This is a genomic window from Hephaestia caeni, assembly GCF_003550065.1.
GTDB classification, from domain to species: domain Bacteria; phylum Pseudomonadota; class Alphaproteobacteria; order Sphingomonadales; family Sphingomonadaceae; genus Sphingomonas; species Sphingomonas caeni_A.
Genome location: NZ_QXDC01000002.1, coordinates 1 through 15,183 on the forward strand (window position 1 = coordinate 1; position 15,183 = coordinate 15,183).

Genomic DNA, 15,183 nt, shown 5'->3' on the forward strand with positions numbered 1-15,183 from the left:
TGTCATGAACCTCGAGACGGTCAACACCTACGAAGGCGCCCACGACGTCCACGCCCTCATCCTCGGCCGCGCCATCACCGGTATCGCCGCGTTCTAACATCGAGGGGCTATCGGAATGCGTGCCGCTGACCGGTGATGTGCGCAAGCATCCCGCGGCAATGGGCGAGCACACCGGCCGTGGCGAGCGGCGCGATGACGCTGTTTAGCGCCACACTCGTGGCGCATGCGGGCCGGCTTCCGCTTCGGTCGATACCCTGTTCCAGCACGGGCCGCAGCGATCGAAAACGCCGCATGACAATATATTGACTATCATGATTATGGTTGTTACCCATTCGCCAACGGTTCGGCGGAGTGAACCGTTCGATCTTGAACGGCTCACTCTGTGAAGAAATCGACAATCCGAGGCTCGGGAGAGGAAAGAGATGGGACACAAGCCGATCGTCATAGCGACCGCGTGCATTGGGATTTCCTTGTGCGGCACGTCACCGGCCTGGGCGCAGGAAGCCGCCACGGCTGAGCCGGCAGCCCAGGCGGGAACGCGTGTTGCGGATGCTACCGCGAACGATCGGGCTCCGATCGATACCGGCGACATCATTGTCACGGCGCAACGTCGATCCGAGCGGTTGGTCGATGTGCCTATCTCGATCGCGGCGATCGATGGTGCGCAGTCCCGTAACCTGGGCGCGGAATCGAGCCGCGACATTTCCCAACTGGTCCCCGGCGTCGTGATTCCCAGCCAGGGCGTTGCCGTTCAACCGGCGATCCGTGGCATCACCTCGCAGGGATCCAGCGCCGGCGACGAACCCAACGTCGCGACCTACATCGACGATTTCTATCTCGCTTCCGCCTATGAGAGCACGATCGATCTGGCCGACGTCGAGCGCATCGAGGTGCTGAAGGGCCCGCAGGGCACGCTCTTCGGCCGCAACGCCACGGGCGGCGCGATCAAGATCATCACTCGGACGCCGCAGTTTACGCCGGAAGCGAACTTCACCGCCAGCTACGGGTTCGATTTCAAGGAAATCAAGCTGGGCGGCTTCGTGACGGGGCCGGTCTCGGATTCGATCGCCGCGTCATTGGCCGTCAATCATTCGTCGAACGAGGGATATGTTTACAATCTGCAATCCCGCCACAACGTCGCTAGTCGCGATACGGTGAGCGTTCGCGGCCGTCTGCTCATCGATATTACGCCAAGATTGCGGACCATCATCACGGGAAACTTCGCCAAGGGCAACGACAATGCCGTCTTCGCGCTGGTCCCGATCGACGGCAACAACACCAATTATGCGAATCCGACGCTTGTGAAGCCGAACAACCCGAAGGAGATGGCCGGGGTGGACCCGGTGCTCTTCTTCCATGTCTATGGCGCACAGGCCAACACGACCCTCGATCTCGATGCCATCGAGATCCGATCGATCACCGGTTACCGCGACTCCAATGCGAAAGACGCATTCGATACCGATCGGACGATACTGAAGAATACCAGCAGCTTTTCGAACATCTCAACCGAACAATTCAGCCAGGAACTGACCGCATCGACGACTGGCGATGGGGTCGTTTCAGGAACCGCGGGCGTCTATTACTCCGACACCGATGCGACTTACATCAGCACCGGTTTCAACGGCGACTTGCGATTCGACCCGGGTTCGATGTCGATGCCGGTCGGAACAATCAGAACCAGCCTGTATTCGAACGTCGTCACGACCAGCCTCGCCGGCTTTGGCGAGGTAACCTTCAAGGTGACAGACGCGCTCAAGCTTGTAGGCGGCCTGCGCTATACATCTGAAAAGAAGGTCTTCAATCTCCGGGATATCGTGCGCGCTGCCGGGCTGCGTCAGATCGTCGACGAAGGCAAACGATGGAACAGCCTTACCTATCGCGCGATCGCCCAATATCAGTTCAACCCCGACTTCAATATCTACGCGTCAGTGAACACCGGGTTCAAGAGCGGCGTGTTCGCGTCGCTCACGTTCCCGACGAACGTGGTCGATCCCGAGAAGATCACGGCCTATGAGATCGGGACCAAGGCCAAGCTCGGCAGCTTCAACCTTTCGGCGGCGGCGTTTTACTACGACTACCGGGACATTCAGGTCCAGGCGAGCGATCTGGTGAACGGCGTCAAGATCATCGCGAACTTCAATGCTGCCAAAGCGAATGTGAAGGGTCTCGACTTCTCCGCATCGGGCCCGATCCTGCCGGGGTTGAACATCAACCTGGGCGTTGGTTGGCTGCCGACAGCGAAATACACGTCCTTCCCCGGTTCGCAGGTCTCCATTCCGCTCGCGAGCGGCTTCGGAAACCTCGTCGTTTCGCCTTATGATTCGTCGGGAAGCCGGATGATCAGGGCGCCGCGGCTGACGGCCAACTTCGGCGCGACGGCGAAGCATGACTTCGCGGGCGGGACGCTCCTCGCGTCGGGGAACGTCGCCTACAACAGCGGCTATTACTTCCAGCCGGCCAACCTCGGGTTCCAGAAGTCGTACACGATCGTTAATGCAAGCCTCGGATGGCGAACCGCCGACGAAGTTCTGACGGCCTCGGTCTTTGCCGAGAACATGTTTGATGCACGCTATGCTGTCTATCGGGCATTCGGAACTATCGGAACCTCGCAGGCCTACAACCGGCCGCGGCTGATCGGGATCAGGCTCCAGACCGCGTTCAAATAGAACGCGGACGCGGTCGCCGAACGCCATGCCGAAGGTCACACGGCAGCAGCGGTGGCCGCGAAAGGAGAAGGAAGGGCGCTCGATGCAAACCGATCTGGAAAAACGACTGCGCAGCATCGAGGATCGCCTGGAGATCTACCAACTGGTCACGGGTTACGGCTATGCGGTGGACGGCCTGAACGCAGAAGCTGTCGGCAACTGCTATATGGGGGATGGCGTCTACGCTCTGGGGGACGACCGCGCCTATCGGGGCCGCGACCATATCGCCGGCATCACGGGCGAGGAGCAACATCTGGGTTATGTGGCGGGGGGCTGTGCCCATATCTCCACCGTTCCCTATATCGTCGTCGAGGGCGATCGTGCGGTCGCGACGTGTCATACAATGGTCGCTCGGCACCGCGGCGACGGTTTTTACATCGCGAGGCTCAGCGCGTCCCGCCTCGAGCTTGCGCGGGACGAGGGCGCAAAATGGCGGATTGCTCACCGCCAGAACTATCTGCTCGACGGCGATCCGGCCGCCCCGGCACTCCTCGGCCGCCTCGACGAGGGGCCGTCGGCGGCGTCATCCTAGAAGCCTATAGGCAAGCGGGGGCCTCATGGACGTGCGGTGTCGATCCAGACGGGATCGGGCGATCTTCTTTCATCCTGATGGCGATACATTCGGACCCAAGATGCTGCGGCCCGGAGCCCTTCCCCAAAGCGATTGCGGGCCGCACCAGCTTCTCGTCGAGACGCGCTACCTGTCGCTCGACCCCTATATGCTTCGCGCGCTGTCTGGCCAGGGACGCCGGCGCTTCGCAGTGGGGGCGCCTATGCGGGGCCGGGTGATCGGCCAAGTGATACAGTCGTCGGTCGAGCAATTTCCGATCGGGAGCCTCGTGCTGGGCGAAGCGCCCTGGCAGACCCGTTCGGTACTCGATCCGGCCGGTCTCCAAATCATAACCGGCGAGGACGAGCACGAAATTGCCGCGCATCTCGGCGTGCTTGGAACCCCGGGGATTACGGCGTGGCTAGGCATGCGTCACCTGGCGCGACCGCTGGCAGATAAGACCGTGCTCGTCTCCTCCGCTGCCGGGGCGGTCGGCGGTTTGGCCGGCCAGATCGCGAAGCTCTCCGGTGCCCATGTCACCGGCATCGCAGGCGGTGCGGAGAAGGTGGGATATGTGACGCAGACCCTGGGCCTTGACGCATGCCTCGACCGGCACGACCCGGACTTTCTTGCACAACTCGACGGACTGCGTCCTGTGGACATCTATTTCGACAATGTCGGGGGCCGGACATTGGATCGGATCCTCGCCAGGATGGCTACCGATGCGAAGATCCTCATCTGCGGACAGATCGAGCAATATTCGCCGAATAGCCCGCCGCCGATCACGAACTTTCACTATGTCCTGGAGCGGCGGCTGCAAATCATCGGCTTCGGCGTAAGCCAGATCGGTGCGCGGCAGGCGGCCGCGCGCTCTGACCTGAAGACATGGCTCAAGCACGGCCGGATAGCTGCGCGGACGAATTTCGTCGACGGGCTGGAGAATGCGGCCGAGACGCTGTTCAAGCTGTTGGAAGGCGCCCATGCCGGAAAGACCGTCGTTCGCGTATAGGCTTTGCTCTCTTCTCTCGTGATTGCTCAGGCCGCGCCTCGCTATTTCGCGCGCCTGGTCGACGCATAGGCAACCAATGTCCATCCGCAATCCGAATGCACCCAGATAGCGAGGAAATGGGCATCTCGTTCGTGCATGCGCTGATCGGGCAGCGTCATGGACTTGCCGAGGACATATCCGGTCATGACCGCGGCGGAACCGTAAATCCGAACGTCTACATCGTGTCGTTCGAGCATCAGGTATCGAACCTGCCCCGCGCGAATCCGGGTCAGATAGGCCGCACGTCCCTCCGTTCTGCCCGAGTTGTGAACGTAGCTGCAATCCGGAGACATAAGCCGCTCAGCCGCGAAAGCGTCGCCCGCCAGCAACGCGTCCAGCCATGCCCGATCGGCGGCCAGCACCGCCGCGCGCGCGTCGCCGGCGGTCATCGCTTTTCTGCCGCACCGGCGGGGTGTCGGGGCGGATCGCGGCCGTCGTTGATCTGGTCATCGACTTCCCGCAGCCGGCTCAGCAGTGCCGTCTCGCCGTCGATCCCGTCGTTAGGTGGGCGATGCTCAAGTTCGTACAGCCCGCAATATCCCGTATCGCGGATCGCGCGAAGAAGCCGAGGCCAATCGATCGCTCCCGTACCGATCTCGGTACGCCCCGCGCCGGCCAACTGAACCGCGCCGAGCCGGTCGCGAGCCATAGACAGCGCCGCGAACGGATCATCCCCGGCGGACGTCACATGGCCGACATCGTAGACGAGTTGGACGGCCGGGTGATCGATCGCGACTGCCAGGTCGCGTGCCTGCGCCATTCGCCCGATCAGCAGCGCGGGTTCGAGGCCCGCCGTCGGTTCGAGGTTGAGCTTGACACCCCTCAACGCGGCACGATCCGCGACCTGGCGCAGATTTTCGGCGAAGGCGCTGATCTGCGGTTCGCGCGGAAGCGACCAGTCTGCGTTCGAGACGACCGTGATGTTCGTCGATCCGACGCGCCCGGCCGCGTCGATCGCGTTGTTCAGTGCATGGGCGATGGCGGCGCGCGATTCCGAGTCGCTTCGGTGCCAGTCGGGTCTGTTCGCGTGCGATGTGCGAAGCGTAATGCTTCCGAAAGCCAATCCGCGGCGTTCGCACGCGGTGCCCATCGCGTGCTGGGTCTGCACGTCCCGCAGGGTCAGGAAATTATCGAACACCCCTGCGAAACCCAAGTCCGCCATCGCCGCGATCTGTTCGACCGGATCGCTCGACCCGACATAGTCGGCCAGCATCGGACGATCAGGGGACCGAAGCCCGAGCGATCCGGCATAGCGAAGGCGAAAGCGTGTTCTGGTTATACCACCTGCTGTCGAACTCGCCATCGCCACCTCGTTGTCGATATCGTTTCGCGCGGATCAGACGGCGGCGGCGGAGAGACCGAGTTCGGCGAGGACCGCGTCGGTGTCGGCCCCCAGTAGCGGCGGCGGGCCGAGCACCGGTGGCGGCACCGCCTTTGCCTCGCGGCTGATCCGGACGGGCGCCGCGACGACCGCGACCTCTTGGCCATCCATCTTGAACCGGCGCGTCGGTTCGAGAGCCGCCGCATGATCACCACCGATCGCCTCGGCGGGGGTCAGAACCGGCGCAAAGGGGATTTTGATCGCGGCGAGCATGTCGGTCCATTCGGCGAGATCGCGCTTGGCGATCAGCGCGGCAAGCATCTCGCGCTCGCCGTCGTAGCCGTAGTCGACATGGTCGACGTCCCAGCGGCCGCGCTGCGCAATCTCCGCTCCCAGGCCGGCGACCTCGCAGAACGCCACCCAGAACTTGCGCTCGATCGGACAGATGATCAGCGCGCGCCCGTCGCGTGTCCAATAGGTTGCATAGCGCGGGCCAAGCTCATCATAGGTCAGCCGCCGCTCGCCGAGGTTGAGTTGAAGATTGAGTTCGCGCCAGTTCCACCAGACGGCGGTCTGCCACATCGAGGTCGAGACGAACTGGGCGCCGCCGCCCGGCTGCCGCCGAAACAGCGCGGTCATGATGCCGAGTGCCGCGAATACGCCCGCCAGCGGTGTGCCGTGCGATAGATACTCCGGCGGCGGCGCGGGGCGGCCGCCTTCCGACTGGATCGGGACGAGCCCGGCCCAGGCATCCGGATTAAGGCCGTGCGCGGCGTTGTCCGCCCAGGAACCCTCGACGCCGTAACCTGTAATCATGCAATAGACGATGTCCGGCGCCGCCGCGCGGATCGTCTCGAAATCGATCCCGCGCTGGCGCATGACCGACGGACGCCCGCTGACCAGAACGACATCGGCGCTGCGGGCGAGCGCCGCGACCATCGGTGCCCAATCGGGCGAGCGGAAGTCCATCACCACGCTTCGCGTGCCGGCGTTCAGACCGGCGTGATACTTGCCCGCTCCGGCGATATCGGGCTTCAAGGGGCGAAGTCCGTCGCCATGCACCGGCGCCTCCACCTTGATCACCTCGGCGCCCAGGTCGCGAAGCAGGTAGCTCGCCAGCGGACCTGGGATATGTCCTGAAAAATCGACAACGCGGAATGCCTGTTCCGGTGGGGTTTCGTGGTTGGCAGATGTCGTGGCCATATCGTCTCCAATCGGTCGTTTCGTATTTCCCGGCATCGCGGTGTCGCGCTACGGCGCTGCGCGGGTGATGCGATCGCGCAGCGCATCCCAGACCCGCTCGTCGAGATATTGCAGTTTGGCGCGCTGGATTTTCTCGGTTTCCGTGCGCGGAATGCTCGTGCGGAACTCTACATAACGCGGGTGCATATAAGCCGGCAGGACGCCCTCGAGTGACGCTAGGATCGCGCGCGGGTCGACGAGCGAATGCGAAACGACGATCGCCTTGATCTCGTCCCCGGTGATCTCGTCGGGTACCGCGACCACCGCGCAATCCTCGATCGCGGCGATAGCGCGCAGCGCGGTCTCGATCTCGACGGGGGATATCATTTCGCCGCTCTTGCGGATCAACTCTTTCGATCGGCCGTGGTAGTAAAGATAGCCGTCGTCGTCGTATGAGCCGAGGTCGCCGCTATGGAACCACAGGTTGCGCAGCGACGCGACGGTCTGCTCAGGCTTGTCGTAATAGCCTGTCAGGATCGTGTCCGGCTCGACCGGGCGTATGACGATCTCGCCGATTTCGTTCGGTGGCAGAGGGCGATCGTCTGGGCCGACGACCTTGACCTCCAGGTCGCGCCGCGGCTTGCCGCACGAGCCGAAACGCGAATGCGCGACGGTGTTCGCGGTGGTCCAGCCGCCCGCCTCAGTCATGCCGTAGACTTCGCGAACCGCAATGCCGAAGCGCTCTTCCACCTGTTGCCATACCGTGCGGCTCGCGCCCCCGCCGAAGAAGAAGCGCAATCCGTGGGCGCGCTGGACGCCCGGATGCCGCTTTACGAGGATTGCGAGCACGGTGCCGACGAACGTACAGCCGGTGGCGCCGAACCGGACGGCGTCGTCGAAGAATTGCGTCGCTGAAAACTTCGGCAGGACGATGACCGCCGCGCCGACGTGCAGTGCCGACATGACCGCGTACATTTGCGGGTTCACATGGAATAACGGCAGGAAGACCATGATCCGGTCCGACGCGGAAATATCCAGCGCCGCGATCGTCGCGCGGCCGGCTGCGTCATAAGCGTTGTGACAATTGACGACGCCCTTGGGCAGCCCGGTCGTCCCCGACGTATAGAGGATCGTACACGGCGCGTGGGGCGGCACGCGGACGACTTGTCCTCTGGTGTGCGCCTGAAGCATGGCGAAGAACGACGGATCGTCATCGATGACAATCCGTGGCAAGGCCCGCTGGCACTCGTTTAGCTGGCCCGCGCGGCTGTCTTCCCAGGCGCGGTCGACGATCAGGACGCGGGCGTTGGCCTGCTCGATCGAGTAATTGAGCCCATCGGCGATCAGCGCGTTGTTCAGGGTGACCGCGACCGCCCCGCGCAGGTTAATGCCGAACCAACTGATCAGGAATGCGGCCGAATTTCCCGCGATCAGGCCGACATTGTCGCCCTCGCCAATGCCCAGTGTCTCGATCAGTCCGGCCAGGCGCTCCGAGGCGTCGAGTATCGCGGAATAACTGTATTCCTGCTCATGCGTCACCACGAACGGCGCGTCGGCACGCTCTTGGGCGCGGGTACGAAGGAGATCCGTGATCATTTATGCAGCGTTCCGCCGCCGCGGGCGAGATATTTGCCGATCGTGTTTTTCAGAATCTCGGTCGATCCGCCGGCGATCTCATAAGTCTTCGCGTCGCGAAAGAAACGGCTGTAGGGCGCGTTGACCATCGTGCCATGTGCCCCGCACACCTGCACCGCCATCGATGCCGTGCGGGTCGCCACCTGAGCGGCGCGCAGCTTCGCCTCGCTGCCGTAGCGGTCGATATCTTCGCCGGTGTCGAGCATTTTGCCGGCGTGAAACACTTGCAGCCGCGACGCATCAATATCCGCAAGCGCTTCAGCGAAATACCATTGGATGCCCTGGAATTCGAAAACCGACTGGCCGAACGCACGGCGATTCCGGGTATACTCATAGGCGGTGTCGAAGGCGGCCCGCGCGATCCCGACCGAGATCGCGGCAGCGAGTGTCCGCGAGTAATCCAGCGTGGTCACCGCCTGGCGAACGCCTTTTCCTTCGGTGCCGATCAGATGATCCGCCGGCAGCTCTACCTCATCGAGCGCCAGATTCATGTGCGGGCCGTTGCGCAACCCGAAGGTCGCCGAATTGCGGCCTTCGTAGACGTTCAGGCGAGGGGTGTCGCGCGGGACGGCGAAGGCCGATACGCCGACGTCCGTTTCGGCAAGGATCACGAAGAAGTCCACGCCGGACGCGGAGGTGATGAAATGCTTCTCGCCCGTCAGAATCCAGCGCTCTCCGCAACGTATCGCCTTGGTGTCGAGTGTTCGTATGTCGCTTCCGTGCGACGCTTCGGTCAGCGCGTATGAGGCGAGCAGACCGTTGGCGAATTGAGGAAGGTAGCGCCGTTTCAGCGTATCGCTTCCGAACAGTCGGATGATCGCCTGTGCCTGGAACGTCGTCAGCAGCGAGACGGCGAGCGCGGCCGAGCCGACCGCCACTTCCTCGAACAGCGCGAGCGCGAAAGCGAACGGCCTGTCGCCGCCGCCATATTCGGCGGGAAGGGTGATTGAACTGTAGCCCGCGCGCGCCATCTGCCTGGCCAGCGCGGCCGGATAGATGTCTTCGGCGTCGATCCGATCCGCTTCCGGTACGACATGCTCTTCAACGTAGCGACGGACGGTCAGCGTGAAATCGCGATCGGCGATCGGGGGCCAGAGCTGATCGTTGGGGAACAGGCTGGGGTTGTGCGGCATCAGCGGTCCTTTCGGAAGGCTGCGGCAAGCCGCCTGCATGGATTGAGGGGAGACAAGGTCCGCCGCCGCTATCGAAGAAAATCTTCCACCAGGCGGCAGAAGAGGTCGGGCTGCTCGCGTGGGATGTAATGGCCCGTTTCGCAGCATATGTCGGAGAGTGCGTCGCCGAACCGCTCGTGATATTCGGCGATCAGCGTCTCGTTGAAATAGGGGCTTGTCTTACCCCACAGCAGCAGCGCCGGGCATTGCAATCGATTGACGCATTCCCATAGATATTCGTTATCACGCAGGCCTGCCGCGAGCGCCGCCCAAAGCAGTTCGGGATCCGCGCGTTCCACCAGTTGGCCGGCCCAATTGTGCCTGAGCTGATGCTCCGCGTGCAGCGTCCGGAAAATCGCTTGCCATTCTGGGTGGGCCTGTTCGTAGAACGCCAGCGCGGCTTCCCGGGATGCAAAATTCGTTCGAGCCAGCCGCTCTTTCGCCTTGCGACTGCCTCGCGCCATCCCCTTCCGCGCCATTTCAGGGCCGCCGTCGGACATGACGAGCCTGTGCACGCGCCCGGTCCACTCCGCGGCGATGGCCACTGCCACGCGCGCGCCGAGCGAGTGGCCCACCAGATCGCACTCGACGATCCCAAGGTGATCGAACAGCGCGATGAGGTCTCTGGCGAAGGAGTTCATGTAATAGCCGCTCTTCGCCCAGTCGCTGCGCCCATGACCACGCAGATCGGGGCAGATCACCCGTCGTCTGGCCGACAGCGTCTGTGCGATGGGATCCCAGGTGTGCGATTGGACATTGAATCCGTGGATCAGAACGATCGGGCGAGTATCGCGAGGCCCCCAGTCAGTCAGGTACAGCGACACCTCGCCAAGCTGGACCTGATCCTCGCGAAAGGCGTTTGCGAACGATCTCGTCGCCTGCCAGTCGGATCGCTCATCGGGCATCGCCGTCTCCCTTGTCAGGTTCGTCCAAACCCGAAGGTTGCCCCGCCCGGCCGGTGCCTGCGCGCGAAGGCTCTTGTCGTCCAGGTTCATAGCCATCGTGCGACGCATACGTCAAGAACTGTGCCAATCATAAACATCAATATTGAATTGGTGCTCGCGGAAAATGCCTGTGACCGGCGATTGGCGCAGTCGCCTTCGCCGTCGCGTTCGTGCGATAAGAGTTTTGCTGCGCCCTTGTGTACGGCGTGAGGTTTGATAGAGGTCGAATATGGACGCAGATGCATCGGACGCTGAATCCGTGACCGCCGTAGCGGCGGGTCAATGGAATCAAAACAGACGCTCCGACAAGATTTCCGAAAAACTTGCCAGGCAGATCGTCGACGACATTCTCGCTCAAGGGCTGGAGGCAGGGCGCATGTTGCCTGCCGAAGCGGAGATGATGAAAGTCTATTCGGTAGGGCGCTCGACATTGCGCGAGGCTCTCCGACTTCTGGAAGTGCAGGGGCTGTTGACGATGAAGCCGGGCCCGCGCGGCGGGCCGATGCTGATGCAGTTGAGCGTCGCGGACTTCGCCCGCAACGCCAAGGTCCATTTGCGTCTGCGCGGCACGACCTATCGGGAAATATTGGAAGCGCGGCTGGCGATCGAACCGCTGATGGCGCGCATGGCGGCCGAAGCGCAGAATTCGGGCGGGCTCGAACAACTGCGGGCGGCGATCGACGAGGCGGACGCGATCGACCCTACCGATCAGCTCGGATGGCAGCAGGTATCGGATCTGTTTCACGCTACGATCGCCAGCATGTCGGGTAATTCGGTGCTGGATCTGCTCGGCATGTTTCTCCGCGCGGTCTATATTTCCAAACCGCGTGCGCCGATCACGCCCACCGAAATGCGATCCGACGTACGAGAGGTCCATCGTGCCATCGCGGATGCCATATTTGCGAAGGACGGCGTCACCGCCGAGCGGCTGATGCGGGAGCACATGAGATATTACGCCAAGGCCAGCGACAAGCATCACGGCGATTCGCTCGAAACGCCGGTCGGCTGGGGCTGATTTAAACTCTGCACATAATAATCATTTTTGTTGCCGGTCCGATGCGCACGCCCTAATGATGGGCGCCTAACCAGGACGGCGACCCAGATGACGAGCACCGCGACAGCACTCGATGCCGCGCAATGTACGGCAAGCACCGTCGCACTCGGCGAGATCGATCTCTATTTCACCGACTGGAACGGGTCGGCAGGCAGGACCGTCCTGCTGATCCACGGGATCAACGTGCAGGGTCACACCTGGGATCCGATCGCCCGCGAGTTGGCGAAGGACTATCGCGTGATCTGTCCCGACCTGCGTGGACACGGCCGCAGCAGTTGGACCGAGGCCGGTTATTGGGCCAGCGCGATGGCGGACGATCTTGTTCACCTCATGCGTCATCTCGGCATAGATGAATGCGACGTCGTGGGTCATTCGCTCGGCGCCCGCGTCGCGGTAGCGTTCGCCGCTCAATGGCCGGGCAAGACCCACCACCTTATCTTGTCCGACGGCGGCCCCGAAGTCGCCACGCCCGGCTTGCATCGCGGGGCCAATGCCGGGTCTGCGCGCCGATCGCGCCAGGGCTTCTCATCGCCGGACGAGGCGCTCGTCTTTTACCAGGAGGCTCATCCCGAATGGGAGGCGGAATTCATTTCGCTGCACATCGCCCACCAGTTGAAGAAGAATTGGGCCGGCAAGCTTGTCGAGCGTTCGGATCCCGAACTGGTCTGGCTGACCCGCGGAGCCGGCAAGCGCGATACGATCTATCTGTGGGAATGCGCAGAGAGGCTGGACTGTCGCACGCTTTTGCTGTGGGGTGAGCGCAGCGCCTATTTCGACGAAGACGTCGTCGCCAATTATCACCGGCGCTTCGGGGGTGTGTTCAGCGACAGGCGATGTGACGCGGGCCATTATATTCCGCGAGAGATGTCGCAGGAATTCACCCGGCTGATCCGCGACTTTCTGGCCGAACAGTCAGGCTGATCAGAGTACGGCCCTAGCAGAGAAATCCGGCATGCCTCGCTTCGGCGCGCAATGCGTCGCGCGCGTGCGGCGCGGCGATCGCGATCAGCGCAAGGGCGCGCTCGCGTAACGATTTGCCGCGCAGTTCGGCGCGGCCGAATTCGGTCGCGATGACGTCCGCCAGATAAGCGGGAACGGTCACCGGTCCATTGAGCCGCGCGACGATCCGGGTACCGGTCCCGCCCGCTGCGGTCGACGAAAGCGCGATGACGCTCCGGCCGCCCTGTGCGGCGGCTGCACCCATCGCGAAATCGGGCAGGCCGCCGGTGCCGCCGATGTGCTTGCCGCCGATCGATTCGGCATTGACGGCGCCGGTCAGATCGACCTCGAGCGCGCTGTTGATCGCGACGAACCGGGATTGTGCCGCGATCGTCGCAACATCGTTCGTATATGTCGAACTGCGCAGGCTTATCCGCGGGTTGCCGTCGACGAACCGGAACAACTCCCGGCTTCCCGAGATCATCGCGGTCACGCTTTCGCCCGGATCGATCGCCTTGCGGGAATTCATCAAAGCGCCGCTTTGCATGAGCGCCGCTATCCCGTCACTCAACATGCCGCCGTGATAGCCCAGGTTCCGGCGGTCCCCGATCGCGCCCAGCAAGGCATCGGGCACGCCGCCGATGCCGACCTGTAGCGTAGCGCCGTCCTCGATCAGGTCGGTCACATTGGCGGCGATGAGGCGATCCAGTTCGCGCGGCGCGCGGGCGGGAAGCTGGGGTGGAGGTCGGTCGCTGTCGATCAGGATATCGATTTCATCCCGCCGGACAAACTCGGTCCCGGCCATCCGGGGGACGGCGGAATTGATTTCGGCGACGACCACGCGCGCGCGATCGATCGCGGCGCGCATATAATCACAGGTGACGCCGAATCCGAACAGATCCGGGTCGCTCGTCGGGGTCAGTTGGACCAGCGCCACGTCACAGCCGACGGCGCCATCGAGAATCGCGGTGCCGATCCGGCCCAGCGAGATGGGGACGATGCCAAGGGCGCCGGCCGCGTGCAGCGGCCGCGCGTTGCCCATCGCCCCGAAGCTGCGAAAGCGCAGCCGGTCGGCCGACATGGGCGTGAACCCGGTATCATTGAGGACGCCGATGAAGACTTCGATGTCTTCCAGTTCGTGCCGCTGGGCGACGAGCTGTCGCGTCAAAGCGAGCGGCTCGCCGGACATCTGGCTCACGACGATGCGGTCGCCGCGCCGCAGGAACGATCGATAGTCGATCTGCGCCATGCAAACCTCCGAACGTGTGCCGACCATGATCGATGCTCACGACGCCGTCGTGACGACCCCAGTGTCGATGAGCGTGTCGATCTCGGTGTCGCTCAAGCCAGCTTCGGCCAGAATCTCGCGCGAATGTTCGCCCAGGCGCGGCGGATACCGATCCAGGCGCCCCGGCGTGTCGCAAAGGCGGATCGGCGGATTGATCTGCGGTAGTTCGCCCAAGTCGGGGTGATCGAGCGAGGCGAGTATGTCGGCTTGCGCGACATGGGGATGGCTCAATATCTGAGAGAAGGTGTTCACCGGGCTGAACAGCACGCCCTCCTGATTGAAACGGCGCTCCCATTCCGCCGTCGTGCGCTTGCGAAATTCGTCGGCGAGGATTGGCTCCAGTTGCGCCTTGTTCTGAAGGCGCAATTCATTGGTCGCATAGGCCGCCTCGTCGGAGAGTCCGGCCACGCCCAGCGCCTTGCAGAAGCGCGGCCACATCACGTTCCCGCCGTTCCAGACGCCCGCGACGGCATAGCCGTCGGCGGTCTTCCATGCCTGGTACGGCATCACGACGCTGTGCGCGCCGCCGTTGCGGACAGGCTCGCGCCCCGTTGCCCAGTGGCTCGCGAGCCGGGTGGTCAGCGCCGAAAGCAAGGCATGCAGCATCGAGATTTCGATTTTCTGCCCGCGCCCCGTCGTCGCGCGCGACAACAGCCCGAGCAAGACGCCCTGGAACGTGACCATCGCCGCCGTGAAGTCGGCGATCGGTATCCCGACGAGCAGCGGGCCGCCGTCGGCCTCGCCGGTGACCGACATCACGCCCGACATCGCCTGAACGACCGGATCGGTGCCGGGGAAGGGGCCCAGCGGCCCTTCGCCGAACGCCGATAGCGAGACGTAGATCAGCCGGGGATTGATCGCAGACAAAGTTTCGTAATCCAGGCCCATCTTTTTGATGACGCCGGGGCGGAAGTTCTCCACGAACACATCTGCATCCGCCGCCAGCCGGCGGATAAGCGCCTTGGCTTCCTCGTCATAGAGGTCGAGCGCGATGCTCCGCTTCGAGCGGTTCCACATCAGGAAGCTCGCGCTGATCTTGTCCTGAACCCGCACGCCGGTCGATCGGCTCGCGTCGCCGCCTTTGCTCGGCTCGACCTTGATCACGTCGGCGCCGAAATCCCCCAGCGATACCGTCGCATACGGCCCCGACATGTGCCGCGTGAGATCGATGACCTTGACGCCTTGCAGCGGCGGTGGCGCTTTCGCCGACATCCCCATCTCCAAATGATGCTAATCAATACGAATCATAGTCATAGATACTGCGAGGCGCAAGGGCGTCTTCGATGCCGCCCGCCGCCGCACCACCATAGCGCATCGGATAAAACTATGCGCATGATTAGCATAT

General features: G+C 63.2%; 13 protein-coding genes. 5 read left to right on the top strand and 8 right to left on the bottom strand.

Translation table 11 applies throughout. The features are described 5' to 3' along the window. Window positions 1-422: 422 nt before the first annotated feature. The 3 genes from DFR49_RS00015 to DFR49_RS00025 all read left to right on the top strand — a co-directional run bounded on the left by DFR49_RS00015 (window position 423) and on the right by DFR49_RS00025 (window position 4,264). Complete coding sequence (locus DFR49_RS00015; RefSeq protein WP_119034026.1) at window positions 423-2,666, top strand: TonB-dependent receptor; 2,244 nt, start codon at window positions 423-425, stop codon at window positions 2,664-2,666. An 82-nt stretch (window positions 2,667-2,748) separates the two neighbouring features. Beyond that, window positions 2,749-3,237 (top strand): nuclear transport factor 2 family protein, encoded by a 489-nt coding sequence (locus tag DFR49_RS00020; RefSeq protein ID WP_170150864.1) that lies wholly within the window; start codon window positions 2,749-2,751, stop codon window positions 3,235-3,237. A 100-nt stretch (window positions 3,238-3,337) separates the two neighbouring features. Then, complete coding sequence (locus DFR49_RS00025) at window positions 3,338-4,264, top strand: MDR family NADP-dependent oxidoreductase (RefSeq protein ID WP_170150865.1); 927 nt, start codon at window positions 3,338-3,340, stop codon at window positions 4,262-4,264. A gap of 41 nt (window positions 4,265-4,305) precedes the next feature. On the opposite strand, the gene DFR49_RS00030 is transcribed toward DFR49_RS00025, so the two are convergent. The 6 genes from DFR49_RS00030 to DFR49_RS00055 all read right to left on the bottom strand — a co-directional run bounded on the left by DFR49_RS00030 (window position 4,306) and on the right by DFR49_RS00055 (window position 10,614). Further along, window positions 4,306-4,692 (bottom strand): nuclear transport factor 2 family protein, encoded by a 387-nt coding sequence (locus tag DFR49_RS00030; protein WP_119034029.1) that lies wholly within the window; start codon window positions 4,690-4,692, stop codon window positions 4,306-4,308. Further along, window positions 4,689-5,516 carry a sugar phosphate isomerase/epimerase family protein gene (locus DFR49_RS00035; protein WP_170150866.1) on the bottom strand — a complete coding sequence of 276 codons (828 nt, stop codon included), beginning with the start codon at window positions 5,514-5,516 and terminating at the stop codon, window positions 4,689-4,691. The genes DFR49_RS00030 and DFR49_RS00035 overlap by 4 nt, the downstream gene beginning before the upstream one ends. 123 nt (window positions 5,517-5,639) lie before the next feature. Further along, window positions 5,640-6,827, bottom strand: a complete 1,188-nt coding sequence (locus DFR49_RS00040; protein ID WP_170150867.1) for a CaiB/BaiF CoA transferase family protein — start codon at window positions 6,825-6,827, stop codon at window positions 5,640-5,642. Window positions 6,828-6,875: 48 nt separating this feature from the next. Beyond that, complete coding sequence (locus DFR49_RS00045; RefSeq protein WP_119034032.1) at window positions 6,876-8,402, bottom strand: class I adenylate-forming enzyme family protein; 1,527 nt, start codon at window positions 8,400-8,402, stop codon at window positions 6,876-6,878. Beyond that, entirely contained in the window at window positions 8,399-9,574 is a 1,176-nt protein-coding gene (locus DFR49_RS00050) for an acyl-CoA dehydrogenase family protein (RefSeq protein WP_119035177.1), read from the bottom strand. The genes DFR49_RS00045 and DFR49_RS00050 overlap by 4 nt, the downstream gene beginning before the upstream one ends. 68 nt (window positions 9,575-9,642) lie before the next feature. After that, the gene (locus DFR49_RS00055; protein ID WP_170150868.1) at window positions 9,643-10,614 is read right to left on the bottom strand and encodes an alpha/beta fold hydrolase; all 972 of its coding nucleotides are present in this window, start codon (window positions 10,612-10,614) and stop codon (window positions 9,643-9,645) included. A gap of 172 nt (window positions 10,615-10,786) precedes the next feature. Between DFR49_RS00055 and DFR49_RS00060 the strand changes: the two genes are divergently transcribed. Further along, window positions 10,787-11,572, top strand: a complete 786-nt coding sequence (locus DFR49_RS00060; RefSeq protein WP_119034034.1) for a FadR/GntR family transcriptional regulator — start codon at window positions 10,787-10,789, stop codon at window positions 11,570-11,572. 87 nt (window positions 11,573-11,659) lie between these two features. Then, entirely contained in the window at window positions 11,660-12,532 is an 873-nt protein-coding gene (locus tag DFR49_RS00065) for an alpha/beta fold hydrolase (RefSeq protein ID WP_119034035.1), read from the top strand. Between the two features lie 13 nt (window positions 12,533-12,545). On the opposite strand, the gene DFR49_RS00070 is transcribed toward DFR49_RS00065, so the two are convergent. Next, complete coding sequence (locus DFR49_RS00070; protein ID WP_170150869.1) at window positions 12,546-13,799, bottom strand: acetyl-CoA hydrolase/transferase family protein; 1,254 nt, start codon at window positions 13,797-13,799, stop codon at window positions 12,546-12,548. 36 nt (window positions 13,800-13,835) lie between these two features. After that, window positions 13,836-15,050 (bottom strand): CaiB/BaiF CoA transferase family protein, encoded by a 1,215-nt coding sequence (locus DFR49_RS00075; protein ID WP_170150870.1) that lies wholly within the window; start codon window positions 15,048-15,050, stop codon window positions 13,836-13,838. Window positions 15,051-15,183 lie beyond the last annotated feature (133 nt).